This window comes from Mesorhizobium sp. B2-4-3, from assembly GCF_006442815.1.
In the GTDB taxonomy this organism is placed as follows: Bacteria; Pseudomonadota; Alphaproteobacteria; order Rhizobiales; family Rhizobiaceae; genus Mesorhizobium.
Map to the genome: position 1 here is coordinate 15358 of NZ_VFVL01000046.1, position 17391 is coordinate 32748.

General features: G+C 65.5%; 8 protein-coding genes. 1 reads left to right on the forward strand and 7 read right to left on the reverse strand.

Annotated elements, in window-relative coordinates:
* Nucleotides 1-14: 14 nt before the first annotated feature.
* Nucleotides 15-701, reverse strand: a complete 687-nt coding sequence (locus FJ956_RS28410) for a D-lyxose/D-mannose family sugar isomerase (protein WP_140684126.1) — start codon at nt 699-701, stop codon at nt 15-17.
* A gap of 203 nt (nt 702-904) precedes the next feature.
* Here FJ956_RS28410 and FJ956_RS28415 point away from each other — a divergent pair, with 203 nt between their 5' ends.
* Nucleotides 905-1963 (forward strand): D-TA family PLP-dependent enzyme, encoded by a 1059-nt coding sequence (locus tag FJ956_RS28415; protein WP_140684128.1) that lies wholly within the window; start codon nt 905-907, stop codon nt 1961-1963.
* 108 nt (nt 1964-2071) lie between these two features.
* On the opposite strand, the gene FJ956_RS28420 is transcribed toward FJ956_RS28415, so the two are convergent.
* The 6 genes from FJ956_RS28420 to hutG all read right to left on the reverse strand — a co-directional run bounded on the left by FJ956_RS28420 (nt 2072) and on the right by hutG (nt 17175).
* A complete protein-coding gene (locus FJ956_RS28420; RefSeq protein WP_140684130.1) occupies nt 2072-2875 on the reverse strand; it encodes a heme ABC transporter permease in 804 nt (267 codons plus the stop codon).
* A gap of 195 nt (nt 2876-3070) precedes the next feature.
* A complete protein-coding gene (locus FJ956_RS28425) occupies nt 3071-4840 on the reverse strand; it encodes a glucan ABC transporter ATP-binding protein/ permease (RefSeq protein WP_140684132.1) in 1770 nt (589 codons plus the stop codon).
* A gap of 375 nt (nt 4841-5215) precedes the next feature.
* Nucleotides 5216-13795, reverse strand: coding sequence for a glucoamylase family protein (locus tag FJ956_RS28430; RefSeq protein ID WP_140684134.1), 8580 nt, complete (start codon nt 13793-13795; stop codon nt 5216-5218).
* A 270-nt stretch (nt 13796-14065) separates the two neighbouring features.
* Nucleotides 14066-14653 (reverse strand): HutD family protein, encoded by a 588-nt coding sequence (locus tag FJ956_RS28435; protein ID WP_140684136.1) that lies wholly within the window; start codon nt 14651-14653, stop codon nt 14066-14068.
* A 4-nt stretch (nt 14654-14657) separates the two neighbouring features.
* Nucleotides 14658-16331: a urocanate hydratase gene (gene hutU / locus FJ956_RS28440; protein WP_181181051.1), complete on the reverse strand. Its 1674-nt coding sequence runs from the start codon at nt 16329-16331 to the stop codon at nt 14658-14660.
* Between the two features lie 25 nt (nt 16332-16356).
* Nucleotides 16357-17175, reverse strand: a complete 819-nt coding sequence (gene hutG, locus FJ956_RS28445; RefSeq protein ID WP_140684138.1) for an N-formylglutamate deformylase — start codon at nt 17173-17175, stop codon at nt 16357-16359.
* Between the last annotated feature and the right edge of the window lie 216 nt (nt 17176-17391).

Consider the following 17391-nt stretch of genomic DNA (forward strand, 5'->3'; position numbering starts at 1 on the left):
GAAGCGCCCCTCGCCTACCCCACCCACTTTTCATAATCCGACACCAGCAGGTGCAGCGGCGCGACGTCCTCGTCGATGTTGGAGAAGCGGCCGATCGGATCGCGGAAGACGTTGTCGGTGAGGTCGTCGTTGACCGTCGAGACCTCGCCGATCAGCACGTCCTTGCCCTCGGCCCAGAAGGCGTGCCAGACGCCGGGCAGAAGCGTGACGCTCTGGCCCGGATCGAGCTTCAAGAGGCCGCCGGCCGGCAATCTGGTGATGGTGCCGTCGACCGGCACCGATACTTCGGCCTTCGGGTCGATGCCGCCGTCGCGGTCGTGCATGAAAAGTTCCAGCACCAGCTTGCCGCCGCCGCGGTTGATGATGTCCTCGGCCTTGATGTTGTGGCGGTGCATCGGCGAGAGCTGGTCCTTGCGCGAGATCATGATCTTTTCGGCATAGAGCATGCCCATGCCGAGCTTCATGTCCTCGTAGCGGCCGTTGCGCACGGTGAACAGGAACAGGCCGAGTTCGTCGAACTTCTCCTGGCCATAGTCGGTGATGTCCCAGCCGAGGCGCGAGGTGAAGATGGCCGCGGAGTCGGCCTTGTGCGCCTTCATCTCTTCCGGCGACCAATAGGCAAAGGGCGGCATGATGTAGCCGAAGGAGCGGATGAAGGCGTCGGCCTCGCGGATGATGTCGTTGATCTTGGAGCGCTTCATGGTCGTGTTTCCTCCCGGCCGTTGCCTGCTGAAATCTGTCCATCCGAATAGCCCAATGCCCGCCCGCTGTCGACGCAAACTGACGGGTCTGGCCCCGTGACATGGGCGGCGTTCGGGGCCATAAACCCAACTGATTTGTTTTAACGCAATGTCTTGTCTCGCAGCGGTTGCCGCTCGGAAGACATGCTTTGGACGGTGATCCCATGCCAAGCATAGACGACCTCGACACACCGGCGATTCTGATCGACGCAGCCCGAGCCGAAGCCAACATCACCAAGGCGCAGGCGCATGCCGACCGCCACGGATTGAAGCTCAGGCCGCATATCAAGACGCACAAGCTGCCTTATTGGGCCAAGAAGCAGGTGGCGGCGGGCGCCGTCGGCATCACTTGCCAGAAGATCGGCGAGGCCGAGGTGATGGCCGATGCCGGGCTCGATGACATTTTTCTCCCCTACAATATCCTCGGCCGCGCCAAGCTGGAGCGGCTCAAGGCGCTGCACGGCCGCGTCACACTCTCGGTGACGGCCGACAGCCATGAGACACTAGAGGGGCTGGCCGCCACCTTCACCGATGCGGGCCATCCGCTTTCGGTGCTGGTCGAGTGCGACACCGGCATGGGCCGCTGCGGCGTGCAGAGCGCCGACGACGCGCTGACGCTGGCGAAAGTGATCGACCAGGCCAAGGGCCTCAGCTTCGGCGGGTTGATGACCTATCCGGCCGCGGGGCGCGCCGCCGAGGCGGAGGCATGGCTGAAAGGCGCGCACGATGCGCTTGCCGCGGCGGGGCTTGATTGCGAGCGCATCTCCAGCGGCGGCACGCCGGACATGTGGCGCTCCGGTGAAGACAGCGTCGTCACCGAGTACCGGCCCGGCACCTACATCTATCTCGACCGCTACCAGGTCGCCAAAGGCGTCGGCACGCTGGACGATTGCGCGCTGACGGTGCTGGCCACGGTGGTCAGCCATCCGACTGCGACCCGCGCCATCCTCGACAGCGGCAGCAAGGCGCTGTCGTCCGACACGCTCGGGCTGCCGGAGTTCGGCGAGCTGCTCGGCGTGCCGGGTGCCCGCGTCACGGGCCTCAGCGAAGAGCACGGCACCGTCACGCTTGCGGACGGTGCCGCCTTGCGCATCGGCCAGCGCGTGCGCGTCGTGCCCGATCATTGCTGCGTGGTGACGAATTTGTTCGACCAGGTGCACCTGATCGACGGCGACAAGGTGCTGGAAACGCTGCCGGTGGCGGCAAGGGGACGGATGGGGTAGCGGCCTTTCCTTCTCCCCTTGTGGGAGAAGGTGGATCGGCGCGTTAGCGCCGAGACGGATGAGGGGTGCTCCAGAGAAAGCCAGCGTCTCACTCCGCTGGAACACCCCTCATCCGGCCGCTTCGCGGCCACCTTCTCCCACAAGGGGAGAAGGGGGAGCCCGCTCGGCCTGCCGGGCCGCAACTCTACGCATCGCGGTCACCCGGCGCCTGAAAATCTCCGTGCGCATCGCCATCAGATGCAATGCGAAGAACAGCACGGTGAAGCCGAGCGCCATGACGCCGAGGGGCCACAGCATCGAGGGATCGATGGTCGGGCCGCCGAGACGGAAGACGGATGCCGGCTGGTGCAGCGTGTTCCACCAGTCGACCGAGAATTTGATGATCGGGATGTTGATGAAGCCGACCAGCGTGATGATGGCGGCGGCCCAGGCGGCGCGGCCGGCATCGTCCAGCGCGCGGGTCAGCGCGATGATGCCGAGATACATCAGGAAAAGCACGAAGACCGAGGTCAGCCGCGCGTCCCAAACCCACCAGGTGCCCCACATCGGCTTGCCCCAGATGGAGCCGGTGATCAGCGCGAGCGCTGTAAAGGTGGCGCCGATCGGGGCCGCCGATTTCAGCGCGACATCGGCCAGCGGGTGGCGCCAGACCAGCGTGCCCAGCGCCGAGATCGCCATGATCGTGTAGCACATCATGGCGAGCCACGCGAAAGGCACGTGGATATACATGATGCGCACCGTGATGCCCTGTTGGAAATCCTCCGGCGCGGTGAAGCTCATATAGAGGCCGACGGCGAGCAGGATCGCCGCGACCGCCGCCAGCCACGGAATGATCTTGTCGGCCAGCCCGACGAAGCGCGTCGGATTGGCGAGATCGGCCCAGGCGCTGAAGCGTGAGGTGGTATCGCTCATGCCGACCTAAATAGACCGGCAATGGGTCAGGGGCAATTCCCCTTCTCCCCTTGTGGGAGAAGGTGTCGCCGAAGGCGACGGATGAGGGGTGTTCCAGGGAACACCCACGTCTCACTCCGCTGGAACACCCCTCATCCGTCTCGGCGCTATGCGCCGATCCACCTTCTCCCACAAGGGGAGAAGGTGGATCGCGCCTTACGCCGCTTCCGTGACCGGACGGCTGAGGCGGCGGACCTCTTCGTCGTTGAGCAGGCCGCCGGCGCGCAGCAAGGAGGCGAAGCGGCCGTTGCGCAGCGACAGCTCGGTGAAGCCGCCGGACTCGACCACCTTGCCCTTGTCCATGAAGACGACGAGGTCGGCGTCGCGCACCGTGGTCAGGCGGTGAGCGATGATGAAGGTCGTGCGGTTGCGGCGCAGCTCGTCGATCGCTTCCTTGACGCGGTCCTCGGTTTCCACGTCGAGCGCGCTGGTCGCCTCGTCGAGCACCAGGATCGGAGCATCCTTCAGCACGGCGCGGGCAATGGCGATACGCTGGCGCTCGCCGCCCGAGAGCTGGCCGCCGCGCTCGCCGACGACGGTGTCGTAGCCGCAGCTCTTGGAAAGGATGAAGTCCTGCGCGGCGGCGGCATTGGCGGCAGCGTGCACCTCGTCATTGCTCGCATCGGCACGGCCGACGCGGATGTTGTCCTCGATCGAGCGGTTGAGCAGGCCGGCGTCCTGGAAGACGGTGGCGATCGAATGGCGCAGCGACTTGCGGGTCACCGTGCGGGTATCGATGCCGTCGATCAGGATGCGGCCGCTGGACGGCGTGAAGACGCGCTGCAACAGATTGATGAGCGTCGTCTTGCCGGCGCCGGTCGGGCCGACGATGGCGACCGTCTGGCCGGCCTGGACCTCGAACGAGACCTCCTCGATGCCGTGGCCGGAATTGGCGAACTCGAAGCTGACGTCCTCGAAGCGCACATGGCCGGTGACGTTGGTGAGCTCGCGCAGGCCATCGGGCTCGACGGTATCGGCGGCCGAGTCTTCAAGATGATAGAAGTCCTCGAGCTTGGCGCGCGCCTCGGAAATCTGCGTGGTGAAGGCCGACATCTGGTCGAGACGAGCGATCAGCATTCCGGCAAAGCCGGTGAAGGCGACGACGTCGCCGACGCGGAGCTGGCCCTTGGTAACGAGATAGGCGCCGATCGACAGCACGATCATCATCGAGATGGTCGAAGACAGGCGGTTCAGCGCATTGGCGATCGCCCACCAGTCGAGCACGGGGTTCTGCGCGTCGAGCAGGTCCTTGACGTAGCGCTTCAACGTCGCGGTCTCGTGGCCGATGCGGTTGTAGCTCTGCAGCACGGCGACATTGCTGACGCTGTCGGAGACATGGGCAAAGACGGTGTGGTAGTGGCGCTCGACGGCGGTCTGTCCCGACTTGGTGCGGCGCATAACGATGCGGCCGATGCCAACGTAGAGCACGCCGAGGCCGAGCAATACGACGGACATGCGGATATCCATGGCAAGCGCGGTCGGCACCAGCAGCACCAGCGCGATGGCCGTCGAGAGATGCACGCGCATGAATTCGAGCCACAGGCTGAACAGGGTCTCGACAGCGCGCAGCAGCGTGTGCAGCGAATTGGACGTGCCGCGCTGGTGATGCCAGGCGAGAGGCATGGTGATCACGCGCTCGAAGGACTGGCACAGCACTTCGGAGCGGCGGGCATGGGCGAAGCGATCGGCACCGCGCGCCACCAGCACGAAGGCGATGACGTTGAAGACCCCGATAGCGGCCCAGACGGCGAGCGTCGAAAACACCGGGCCTTTTTCGGAAATGGCACCGATCACCCGACCCAGAAGGATCGGCTCGAGGATCGCGATCGCCGCGAGCGCGACGTTGGCCCCACAAATCAGCGCAACGCGCTTCTTGTCGGACGCCAGATAACCCAGCGCTCTAAAGTAGATCTGCAGAAGTGACACTTCAGCTACTCCGCCAAACTCTTGTAAGTGCTCAATGCCGGTTTTGTGCACCGCACCATTTTCTGACACGTATCGGTTAATGTGTCGCGAAACAATGCGCCGTCTATCCCTTCCGTTCCCATTTAGCGAACAAAAGATGACGACGGTGCGAAATCTGGCGTGATCACCTAACGGTTTGAGATAAAAGGTGAAATGTCAGCCTTGCGGCAAAATAATGGCACTTGCCCCGCGCTGCCACATTTTTAATCACAAGCTTCTTGCTTAGCCTGCCCTAAAGTAAGGCATGCGATCGAGCGCGGGGGCCTCGCCAAGTAAAGAACAGCGACCGGCCGCGTATCCCGAGGGACGCGCGGCCGATAAGCCAAACCTTTGATTTTACGCTGGTATCCTGACGACGACCTCGGCCTTGCCGCCGGCCTTCGGCTCAAAAGACGCCGATTTTTTCTTCGAACCGTCGACTTCTAGCGAGATCGACTTGGCCTTTTTGTCGCGGATGACGCGAAGCTTGATTTCGCCGTCGAACATCTTGAGCGTCGCGGCGTAGCCGTCCCAGTGCGCGGGCAGCTTCGGCCTAAACGTGATCTCCTTGCCGCGCCGCTCGATGCCAAGGATGCCTTCCACCGCCGCGCGGTAAAGCCAGCCGGCCGAGCCCGTATACCAGGTCCAGCCGCCGCGGCCGCCCTTGCCTTCGCCGGCATAGATGTCGGCGGCCACGACATAGGGCTCGACGCGGTAGTGCTCGGCCGCCGCCTCGTCCGAGGCATGGTTGACCGGGTTCAGCATCGAGAAGCAGCGGTAGGCCTCGTCGGTGCGGCCCATCTCGGCCAGCGCGATCACGAACCAGGTGGCTGCATGGGTGTACTGGCCGCCATTCTCGCGCACGCCCGGCGGGTAGCTCTTGATGTAGCCGGGGTCGTGCTCGCTTTTCGAGAAGGGCGGCGTGAACAGCTTTACGATCTTGAGATCGTCGTCGACCAGCATCTCGGTCGCCTGTTCCATGGCCGTCGTCGAGCGCGCGGGATCGCCCTCGCCCGACAGCACGCTCCAGGACTGGGCGATGGAATCGATCTTGCACTCGTGCGAATTGTGCGAGCCGAGCGGCGTGCCGTCGTCGAAGCTGCCGCGCCGGTACCACTGGCCATCCCAGGCGGTGCTTTCCAGGGCCCGCTTCAGCGCGTCCGCGTGCCTCACCCAGGCCTGCGCCCGCTTGGCGTCGCCCTGCCCCTTGGCGACAGGGGCGAAGTCCGTGAGCGTCTTCAGGAGGAACCAGCCCAGCCACACGCTCTCGCCCTTGCCGCCCTCGCCGACACGGTTCATGCCGTCGTTCCAGTCGCCGCCGAGGATGAGCGGCAGGCCGGCAGGACTGCTGCGCTTGATCGCCAGATCGAGCGCCCGCGCGCAATGGTCATAGAGCGGCGCGGTGTTCTTGGTGATCTCGGGCGTGAAGAAGGCGTCATGCTCGTCCTCGCCGAGCTGCTGCCCGTCGATGAAGGGCAACTGCTCCTTGAGGATCGCGGCGTCGCCGGTCACCTCGATGTAGCGGGCCGTCGCATGCGCCAGCCAGACGACGTCGTCGGAGATCAGGGTGCGCACGCCGGCATCGGTGCGCGGCAACCACCAGTGCTGCACGTCGCCTTCCGGGAACTGCCGGCGCGCGGCATTGAGGATCTGGTTGCGCGCCAGCTTCGGGTCGTGCGCCAGAAGGGCGAGCGTGTCCTGCAGCTGGTCACGGAAGCCGAAAGCGCCGCTCGCCTGGTAGAAGGCCGAGCGCGCGCGGATGCGGCAGGCAACTGCCTGATAGGGCAACCAATGGTTGACCATGGCGTTCATCGCCTCGTCGGGCGTCTCGACCTGGATGGTGTCGAGGAAGCTGCGCCAGGCCTTTTCATTGTCGGCCAGGCGCTGGTCGAAATCCTTGCCGCGATGGGTCTGCACCAGGGCGCTCGCCTCGGCGGGCGTGGCTGCGTCGCCAAGCAGCCAGAGAAGCGTCACGTCGCCACCGGCCGGAATGTCGATGTCGCTGGCGACAACCGCGCAAGGGTCGTCGCCCGCTTCGATGCGCCCCGAAAGCGCAAGCCCGCCGAGCACGGCTTGCGGATACTCCGTCGTGCCGTGCCTGCCGACGAATTCGGAGCGGTCCGCGGTCACGGAGTGGACAGGATGGCTTGCCGCCAGGAAAGCCATGCGCTCGCCGAAGTCGAGGCCATAGGGATTCTGCGCCAGAAGCGCGCCTGTCGCCGCGTCGCGCGAAGGCACGATGGTCGCCGCGGTGCGCGAGCGATGGCCACCCAACACCCATTCGGCATAGGCATAGACGCGCAGGCGCGCCGGCACGGAGCCCGAATTCTGGATGCGCAGCCGGGTGATCTTCACCGGATCGACAGGATCGACCACCTGCGTCAAATCCATCGAGAGCGGCCCGCGCTTCGAGCGGAAGGTGGAAAAGCCCTGGCCGTGCCATGTCTCATAGGTCATCGACGGATCGCGGACTGTCGCCGCCATCGGCGAGAACGCCTTGCCGCTGGCGTGGTCGAAGACATAGAAGCCCTCGCCCGGCCGGTTCGACACCGGGTCGTTCGACCACGGCGTCAGCTGGTAGTCGCGGCTGTTGCGGCTCCAAGTGAAGCCGGCGCCTTCGGCCGAGACGTGGAAGCCGAAGGACGCGTTGGAGATGACGTTGATCCAGGGCTGCGGCGTCGAGCGCCGTCCGGTCAGCCGGGTCACATAGTGGCGGCCGTCACCGTCGAAGCCGCCAAAGCCGTTCCACAGGCTGAGACCGCTGCCGTCGGCGGCGATATCGCTTCCACCCTGGCTTGCAGGCACCGGCAAAGGCAGCGGCGGAACAGGTTCGCGCGGCGAGCCGCCCTCGGCCTGCAGCAAGGCATCGCGGGCCTGGAGGGCCGCCGTCTCGGCGCGTTCGAGCTGGTCGAAGATCGTGCCGTTGCGGGTGTGCAGCACGACGCGCGCCACCGACAGCAAGGTCTTGTAGGTCGGCTCATCCATCAGGTCGCGGCGCACCGCGAAGATGTGCTGGCGCGGCCCAAGCTCGCGTCCGCGCAGGCGGCTGTTCTCGCACAACGTCTCCACGGCGCGCTGCAGGTCCTGCACATAGGACGAGGCCTGTTCGTTGACGACGACGAAGTCGATCATCATTCCGCGAGCACGCATATATTCCTGGAAGCGGAGCGCCTGGGCGACGATCTCGAGGTCGGCGACGTCGCCGATGCGTACGAGGAAGATCGGGAAATCGCCGGAAATGCTGGTCGGCCACAGGCTCGACTGGCGGCCGAGGCCCGACGCGATGGATTCCGCCGGCAGGCGCAGGAACGGATCGGGATAGATCAGGTAGCGCGCCAGCTTCTGCACATTGGCGGCGTCGGTGAGGCTGAGCCCCAGATGACGCGTCTGCACCTGGCTCCGCGTCCAGGCCAGCATGGCCTGGCGGGCGAAGCTCTCCTGATGGTCGAGGCGGGCGATCGCCTCGTCGAGCTCGGCGCGATTAGCGCCGACGGCGGTCCAGAAGGTCAGCGAGATCTTCTTGTTGGCCGGCACGCGCACCTGGCGGCGCAACGCCGCCACCGGGTCGAGCGTGAAGCCCTGGCTGCCCGAAAGCCTGACGCCGGGATCGAAGGCGACGGCATCGGCGATGGTGCGGCCACGGCCGATGAAGGCGCGCCGGTCGGTCTCGGCCTCGGCATCGCGCGACGGGCCCGACGGGTCGGTGACGAAATGCACCATGGTGAGGTCGGGGTCGTTCTTGTCGCGCTTGCGCCGCGTGGCGAAGATCGCGCCGTTGTTTGGCGCGATCTCGGTCTCGACGAACATCTTGGAGAACGCCGGATGCGCGTTGTCCGAGGCTTCGTTGCCCAGCACCAGCTCGGCGAAGGAGGTCACCTCGATATGCCTGTCGGCAACGCCGTCATTGTAAAGGGTGATGCGGCGGCCTTCGCCATTGCCCTCGGAAATGACGATGCATTCGACTTCGGAACGCAGCGAGCCCAATGTCTTGGTGAAGCTCGCCTTGTCGTCGCCGAACAGCGTCTGGACGCGTTCGCCCTCGGCGCGCTTCGGTTCCGCCGTGGCCGACCACCAGTCACCCGTCGCGGTGTCGCGCAGGAAGATGTAGGAGCCGAGGCGGTCCTCGCTCGGATCCGGCTGCCAGCGGGTGACGGCAAGCTCGCCGAAGCGGCTGTAGCCGGAGCCGGTCGCGGTGACCATGACCGAATAGCGGCCGTTGGACATGACGTTGGTCGCCCGCAGCGCCTTGATCGGGTCGAGGACGACACGGCTGTCGGGGCTCTCGGTCTCGGTTTCGTCCTTGGAGCGCTCGTCCGCTTCCGTCCTGACGGTTGCGGTCGGAATGTCGCGCGGCGCCTTCTCCTGCAACAGAAGCTCGGCCGACTCGATCACCGGATCGCTGTGGAAACGCTCGCGCAGCCGGCCCTCGAAAATGGCGTCGGCTACGGCGGCGATCGACATGCCGGAATGGTGCGCCATGTAATTCTGCACCACCGCGTGGTCGGTGCCTTCGGGCACGCGCTGCGGCGTGAAATCGACCGCGTCGTAGAAGCCGTGGCGGCCAAGCGCGCCGATCGAGCGCAGCCGCTGCAGGTTCTGCACCGCCTCGCGGGGGCTGAACTGGGCCGCCAGGATCGTCGCATAGGGCGCGATCACGGTGTTCTGGCCAAGGCCGCGCTTCAAGCCGAGGCCGGGCACGCCGAAATTGGTGTATTGGTAGGTGAGCTCGCGGTCGCGGGCATTGTAGGCCGCTTCCGAAATGCCCCAGGGCACGTTCTTCGAACGCGCATACTGGATCTGGCGCTTGATGATGAGCTTGCTGGTCTGGTTGAGGATCGAGCCCTGCGGCTCCTTCATCACCAGCGGCGGCATCAGATACTCGAACATCGAGCCCGACCAGGACATCAGCGCGCCCTGGAAGCCGATCTCGACGATCGGCCGTCCGAGACGGAACCAATGCTCGGTCGGCAGGTCGCCCTTGGCGATGGCGAACAGGCTGGTGAGCCGCGCCTCGGAGGCAAGCAGGTCGTAGCAGCTCTCGTCGAGCTGGCGGTCCTCGACCCGGAAGCCGATCGACAGCAGCTTGCGCTCCTGGCGCATCAGGAAGGAGAAATCCATCTCGAAGGCATAGCGGCGGCAGCGCTCGCGCAAGGCGAGCAGCTTGGCGCGCAGAGCGGCGACCGCGCTCTCGTCATTGTGCGAATCGTGCACATGCGCCTCGCAGGTCGCTTCCAGCCGTTCCGCCCAGTCGGCGATGACATCGCTCTTCGGCGAGGCCGCCTCGGTGTGGATGGCGGTGGCGAGCTTGCGGATCTCGCCAGCCAGCACGGCAAGGTTGATGGTGCGGATCGACGCCATCTCAGGCTGCGCCTTGATGGTCGCCACCGCGCGGCGCATCCCGTCGAGACGGTCGGCCAGGCGCTGGCGCAGCGGCCGCAGTTGCCGGCGGTCGTCCGGCAATTCGTCCAGGCTCTCGTCGAGAATGGTGACGGTGTCGATGATGCCTTCGAAATCGCCCTGCAGGTGCACCGACGGCGCTTCGGCCCATTCGGCGCAAGAGGCGGCCACGGCGACCAGATGTCCAGCGAGATTGCCGCTGTCGACCGCGGAGATGTAGAGCGGATAGAGCGGCTTCAGCGTCGTCGTGTCGTACCAGTTGTAGAGATGGCCGCGATCGCGCGGCATGTTCTCGATGGTCGTCATCGTGGCGTCGATGCGGGTGATGGCGTCCGACAGGCTGATCCAGCCGAAATCGCGCGCCGAAACCACCGAAAGCAGATAGACGCCGATATTGGTCGGCGAGGTGCGCGGCGCCACAACCGGCGCCGGGCTTTCCTGGAAATTGTCCGGCGGCAGATGATGCTGCTCGGCGGTCACGAAGGTCTCGAAATAGTGCCAGGTGCGGCGCGCGAAGGTGCGCAGCGCGTGGATGTCGGCGCTCGATATGCGCAGCCTGTCCTCGGTCTCGGCTGAGCGGCTGATCCAGCAGGCGACGGCGGGCGAAGCGATCCAGAAGATGGCGAAGAAGAAAGCGACGAAGGCGCCGGTGGAATCGGCCAGCACCGGAATCGCCAGGCCGACGACGCCGATGATCACCGCGCCGTACATCATGCCGTAATAGGCGCCGAGATCGTTGCCGCCCTTGGCGGCTTGCGAGGCGGTGCGCCATTCCAGAAGATTTTGCCGGCTGACGAAGAGCCGGTAGATGGTGCGGATGATAGCGTCGCCCATCATCCAGGCGAGATGCGCCATCAGAAGCACTTTCAGCGCCACAAGCGCGGTGCCGAAGACGGTGTCGCGGGCCAAGGCGGAGAAATGGCCGCGCGGCGTCTGGTCGCCGCTCTTCGGCAGGATGCCGTTCACGATGTCGAAGGTCGGCGCCATGAACAGGCTGAGGATCATAAGAGCCTGCCACTGCGCCGCCTGGGTGAAGGGCAGCAGCGTCCAGCCGGCGATACAGGCCATCACCCAGAAGATCGGGGTGACTGAGCGGCGCAGATTATCGACCATCTTCCAGCGCGACAGCGCAGGCACGCCGGAGCGCGGGTCGAAGATGTAGCCGAGCAGCTGCCAGTCGCCGCGCGCCCAGCGATGGTGGCGCGAGGCGTCGACCGAGTAGCGGGTCGGATAGTCCTCGACCAGCTCCACATCCGTCACCAGCGCGGCCCGCGCGAGCGCGCCTTCGAGCAGATCGTGGCTGAGGATGGTGTTTTCGTCGATGCGGCCCTTCAAAGCCGCTTCGAAGGCGTCGACATGGTAGAGGCCCTTGCCGGTGAAGGAGCCGTCGCCGAAGACGTCCTGGTAGAGGTCGGAGACCGCGAAGACATAGGGGTCGAGGCCGCGATTGGCCGAGAAGACGCGCTGGAAGAAGGAAGCGTCGTCGCCGCTGGTGAGCGAGGCGGTGATGCGCGGCTGCAGGATGGTGTAGCCGGCGCTGACGATGCGCTTGACCGGATCGAAATGCGGGCGGTTGAGCGGGTGGGCAAGCTTGCCTACCAGGTCCGAAACCGCGTCGCGCGTGGTGCGCGTGTCGGCGTCGAGCGTCATCACATAGACGACCTTTTCCGGCAGCGGCACGTCGAGCGGCAGGAAGGTGGTGTCGCTGTCGCCGCGCAGCAGGAGGTTCAGCTCATGCAGCTTGCCGCGCTTGCGCTCCCAGCCCATCCAGCAGCCCTGCGCCTGGTTGTAGAGCCGGCGCCGATGCAGGAGATAGAAGCGCGGCGAGCCTTCGGACGGATAGCGGGCGTTGAGCCTGGCGATCTCGTCGCGGGCATATTGCAGGATCTCGATGTCGGCGGCGTCGATCTCGGTCTTGGAATCCGGCCAGTCGGACAACAGGGCGAAGTGGATCTCCTCGGCCGTGTTGGCGAGGTGATGCACCTCGATGTTGCGGATATTTTCCTCGACGTCGTCGCGCGAGCCGATCAGCGAAGGCACCACGACCAGGGTGCGCGATTCAGCCGGGATGCCGTGCTTGTTGTAATCGTAGCCGACAAGCCTGGTCGGTTTCAGGAACAGAGCCACCACGGTGTTGAAGAAAGCTAAAGCGCCTTCGCTTGCCGGCACCGCGAACAGCGCCAGCATCAGCGTGATCGATTCCACCGACAGGCCGAGATTGGCGAGCGCCCTGCCCGACAGCACGAGCAGCAGCGCCGTCAAAAGGAAGACCGGCACGACGATGCCCAGCCAGCCGGCGCTGGCAAAGCCGCGCTTGAAGGTCACATAGAAAGGCGGCCGGTAGCCGATCGCCTTTTCCAGTTCCTGGCGGCGCGGGCCAACCAGGAAGAAGCCGACATCGGTATGCACGTCGGGGTCGGCGGTTTCGGGCACGCCGGACGCGTCGGTGACGCCGGGTGTGTGGCCGGCAAGCTCGATCGCCTTTTCGGCCACCCGGTATTCGGACAGAGCCGAGCGGCGCGCCAGTTGCTCGATCGCTGTGCGGTACTGGTCGCGCGAGAAGAAGTCGAGGTCGGCGAAATCGGTCTTCTCGCGCAGCAGCGTGTCGATACGGCTGACGCCCTCGAACCAGACCGTCCAGTCGACGTCGTTGATGAGGCGCAGGCCGCGGATGATGTTGCCGGTCGTGACGTTGCCGCCGGAGAGCGTCTGATGCTCGGAGATGATGATCTCCTCGGCGTCGGAGCCGGTCTTTTCGAGCTCGCCTTCCAGCCATTCCAGCGCGCGGCCGGCGTTCTGCGACCCGTCGCGCAAGCGGTAGAGCAGCTGGGTGGCGAAGGTGGTGTCCTGCGCATGCGTGCCGTAGTTGGACAGGATCCTCGTGCGGTCGGCATTGTCGTCGGTCGCCAGAACGCGATCGGCGACCTCGTTGGCGATGTGGCGCATCTGCCTGGTGCGATCGACGCGCACGGCGATGCGGCGCAGGTTCTCGATCAGCACGAAGCGCAGCAGCGACGGCAGCGCCCAGAGTTCGCCGATCTTCATCGGCTCGACCGACTGGAAGCCCTCGACGATCGCCTTGAACATATTGGCCGAGACGGAGCTGTCGGAATGCTCGACATAGCTCCAGGCAACGACGAAGGCGCGCGGCAGCACCGTGCCGTCGCCGAGTGTCAGCGTCGGCAACTGGCGATAGAAGCGGCGCGGCAGGTCGCGCTTGACCTGGAAGATTGTCTCCTCGACCAGGTAGTTGTTGTCGAGCAGCCATTGCGCGGCCGGCGTGATGGTCTCGCCCTTGGCCTGGGCGGCGTTGGTCGAGCGGTAGACTTCGAGGATCTTCTTGGCGCTGTCGCGGATGCGGGCCTGGAACTCGAACGGAGCGAGCCCGAACAATTCCTTGACTTCGCCCTTGGCGAGCGCGACGCCCAAGGCGCGCAGCCGGTCCTCAGGCAGGAAATTGGAGCGTATCGGCGCATCCGTCACCGCCGGGAAGCCGGCGCTTGTCTGTTCGATCTTGTTCGGGTTCGTCTGAATGTTCATTGAAAATTCCGTAAGCGGGGGCGCAATGCGGCGTCACCGCCACGGCAATGCCCCTAAAACCGGTTCAATTGCAATTGGTTGCATGACTGGTTAGCCGAAAGTTTGTTTTGCGCACCACAACAGGGGCGTGCCCTTTCGACAGCTCGTGGGCGAACGCCCCTCGCTCTCCGCCCCCGGTTGGATCAGGGCAAGGATTCAGGCTTTTTCGTGATACATGCAAGGGGCCGGGCGATAATTCACCCAAGCCGCGATCATGTTTGGCAACAACCGTTAACGGTTGGCGGCGAGGCGATGGAGCTCGATCACGAAAAGCCGGCCCTGCCCATTGGGCTGAAGCCGCAATTCCGGGCTGTCGCGATCGAGGATCAGCGTGTCGAGCGGTCCCAGGCTCGGCGCATCGTCCGTGAAGAGCATGAAGCCTCCGCCGACGGCCAGAATCAGCGTCGTGTCGGCGCATGGCGCGAAGCGAATCTCGCTGGCAAGCGGCCGACACTCGACCTTATGGGCCATGCGGCCACGGCGGGTCATGACGTTGAGATCGGCGATCGGACCGCCAATCAGCGCCGCCCCGGTCGGCACGTCGCCCGGAAAGGCAAGCGGCACTGAAGCCGTGGTCAGCCGCGCCGGCGGTTGGCCGGCGATGTCGAGGGTAATCCCCTCGCCCTCCAGCACCGACAATGTGCGGTCGATGCCGGCGAAGCTGGAGAACGGCCCGCTGGTCTCGACGCGGGCCATCGAGACGCGCCAGTCGAAATGGTCGAGCCCGGCGCCGTCAGGCGAGACTGCGATTTCAGTCGTCGTGCCGCCGCCATTCTTCCATGGCATAACGCGGTAGCCGGCGGCTCGAAGGATGCGCATCGCTTTAGCCCAGGATGCCCGGCAGGTTGAGCTGGTGCTCCTTGGCGCACTCAATAGCGATGTCGTAGCCGGCATCGGCATGACGCATGACGCCGGTCGCCGGGTCGTTCCACAGCACGCGCTCCAGGCGCTTGGCGGCATCCGCCGTGCCGTCGGCGACAATCACCATGCCGGCATGCTGCGAGAACCCCATGCCGACGCCGCCGCCATGGTGCAGCGACACCCAGATTGCGCCCGACGCGGTGTTGAGCAGCGCGTTGAGCAGCGGCCAGTCGGAAACGGCGTCGGAGCCGTCCTTCATCGCTTCGGTCTCGCGGTTCGGCGAGGCGACGGAGCCGGAATCGAGATGGTCGCGGCCAATGACGACCGGCGCCTTGAGCTCGCCCTTGGCCACCATCTCGTTGAAGGCGAGGCCGAGCCGGTGGCGGTCGCCGAGGCCGACCCAGCAGATGCGCGCTGGCAGGCCCTGGAAGGAGATGCGCTCGCGCGCCATGTCCAGCCAATTGTGCAGATGCGTGTTGCCGGGGGTGAGCTCGCGCACCTTGGCGTCGGTCTTGTAGATGTCTTCCGGATCGCCGGAGAGTGCCGCCCAACGGAACGGCCCGATGCCGCGGCAGAACAGCGGCCGGATATAGGCCGGCACGAAGCCCGGGAAAGCAAATGCGTTCTCGAAGCCCTCGTCCTTGGCGACCTGGCGGATGTTGTTGCCGTAGTCGAGCGTCGGCACGCCGGCATTCCAGAACGCCACCATCGCCTCGACATGCTCGCGCATCGACGCGCGGGCGGCCTTCTCGACGGCCTTCGGATCGCTGACGCGCTTCTCGCGCCATTCGGCCATCGTCCAGCCCTTGGGCAGATAGCCGTTGATGGGGTCATGCGCCGAGGTCTGGTCGGTGACCATATCGGGGCGGATGCCGCGCCTGAACATCTCCGGCACGATCTCGGCGGCGTTGCCGAGCAGGCCGACGGACTTCGCCTCGCCGGCCTTGGTCCAGCGATCGATCATGTCCATGGCTTCGTCGAGCGTCTCGGCCTTCTCGTCCAGATAGCGGGTGCGCAGGCGGAAATCGATCGAGTCGGGGTTGCATTCGATGGCCAGGCATGAGGCGCCCGCCATGACGGCGGCCAGAGGCTGGGCGCCGCCCATGCCGCCGAGGCCGCCGGTCAGGATCCACTTGCCCCTGAGGTTGCCATTGTAGTGCTGGCGGCCGGCCTCGACGAAGGTCTCGTAGGTGCCCTGCACGATGCCTTGCGTGCCGATATAGATCCAGGAGCCGGCCGTCATCTGGCCGTACATCATCAGGCCCTTCCTATCGAGCTCGTTGAACTTCTCCCAGGTTGCCCAGTGCGGCACGATGTTGGAGTTGGCGATGAGCACGCGCGGCGCATTGGAATGGGTCTTGAAGACGCCGACCGGCTTGCCGGACTGCACCAGCAGCGTCTCGTCCTCGCCAAGCGTCTTCAGCGACGCGACGATGCGGTCGAAATCGTTCCAGGTGCGCGCCGCCCGGCCGATGCCGCCATAGACGACCAGCTCGTTGGGATTCTCGGCGACCTCCGGATCGAGGTTGTTCATCAGCATGCGCAGCGGCGCCTCGGTCGTCCAGTAGCGCGCGTTGAGCTTGTCGCCGCGGGGGCTGCGCACTTCACGGATGTTGTGACGGGGATCGTTCATCATTGTCCCTTTCGAGTAAGGCGGCGCCTCAGCGCCCGGCCCATTCAATGGCGGTTTCGAGGATGGTTTTCAGCGTGGCGCGGATCGGCGCGGCATAGCTTGCGTCGTAAGGCGCCGGCCAGTTCTCCGGCGTGCCCTTCCCGTCCGGCTCGCGCATATAGCCGCGGTTGGAGAGCTCCATCTGCAGCGCGTGCACGCCATTTTCAGGCCGGCCGAACCTTCTGGTGATCCAGCCACCCTTGAAACGGCCGTTGACCACCCAGGTCTCGCCGGTCGCGGCCAGGATAGCGGCAACCTTTTGCTGCAGCGCCGGATCGGTGCTCTTGCCGTCATTGGTGCCGAGGTTGAAGACCGGCAGCGTGCCTTCGAACAGCCGCGGCAGCACCGAGCGGATCGAATGGCAGTCGTAGAGCACGATCTTGTCGTGCATGCCGCGCAGCCGGTCGATCTCGGCCTGCAGGGCGGCGTGATACGGCGTGAAATAGGTCTCGCGGCGCTGGTCGATCTCGGCCGGCGTCGGCTCCTCGCCCATGCGGTAGAGCGGATCGCCGTCGAAAGTGTCCGTCGGGCAAAGGGTGGTCGTCGCCTGACCCGGATAGAGCGAGACGCCCGACGGATCGCGGTTGACGTCGATGACGGTGCGCGAGATCGCGGTATGCACGATGGTAGCGCCGAGATCGGTCGCAAAGTCATAGAGCTTGTCGATCCACCAATCGCAGTCGCGCTGGCCGAGCCACGTCGAGACCAGCCGGTTGTCGAGGCCGGCAAGATCGAGGCCGGTGTGCGGGATGGAGACCAGCAGGGGGGCCGTGCCGCGGGTGACGGTGAGCCAGGAGGGGGAAGTCATGAGAAATCTCCCCGCGCTGGCACTCTACGGCGCCCCCCTCTGCCCTGCCGGGCATCTCCCCCACGAGGGGGGAGATTGGCGGCTTCGGCGCCTCGCTCGATCCTGCGACGTCGGAGATTGGCGAAATCGACGGCGACGGCTGATCTCCCCCCTGTATGGACTGGGGACATCGCGAACAGGTGTGCGAAGACATCGCGAACAGTTTCCCATGCTAGC